Origin of the sequence: Marinobacter sp. BW6 (assembly GCF_008107725.1) — a bacterium.
In the GTDB taxonomy this organism is placed as follows: Bacteria; Pseudomonadota; Gammaproteobacteria; order Pseudomonadales; family Oleiphilaceae; genus Marinobacter.
Window position 1 is genome coordinate 1 of sequence record NZ_VIRN01000027.1, and the last position, 414, is coordinate 414.

The window sequence follows — 414 nt, forward strand, 5'->3', positions numbered from 1 at the left end:
GCATACGCCTATCTAAAGGACACTCCGTTGCGCGAACTTGCCACCCGGCAAATCCCGATCAGTCTTTCCAACCGCACCAGCCATATGCATCTGGTCGGCGGATCGGGCCACGGCAAGACCTCATGCATTCAGTATATGGTGGCCAGCGATCTGGAAGAGGATTGCACGGTCATCGTGATCGACAATCAAAGGCAGATGATCCCGAAGCTGGCGAATTTGGATCTGCCGCTTGATGAGGTCACCTATATCTCTCCCCGCAACAACCTTGGTATCAACCTGTTCGATGTCGGATACCAAAAACTCAAGAACAGCGAGGAAGCGGTCAATTCCACCGTCGAGCTGTTGGAATACGTCCTCTCCGCTCTGATGGGGGCTGAACTGACACCGAAACAGCAACTTATCTTTCAGTACGCC

General features: G+C 53.1%; 1 protein-coding gene. It reads left to right on the forward strand.

Going from position 1 to position 414, the window contains the following annotated elements:
- Positions 1-27: 27 nt before the first annotated feature.
- The coding region (locus FMN52_RS00120; protein ID WP_148606708.1) for a type IV secretion system DNA-binding domain-containing protein at positions 28-414 on the forward strand (387 nt) is incomplete at its 3' end.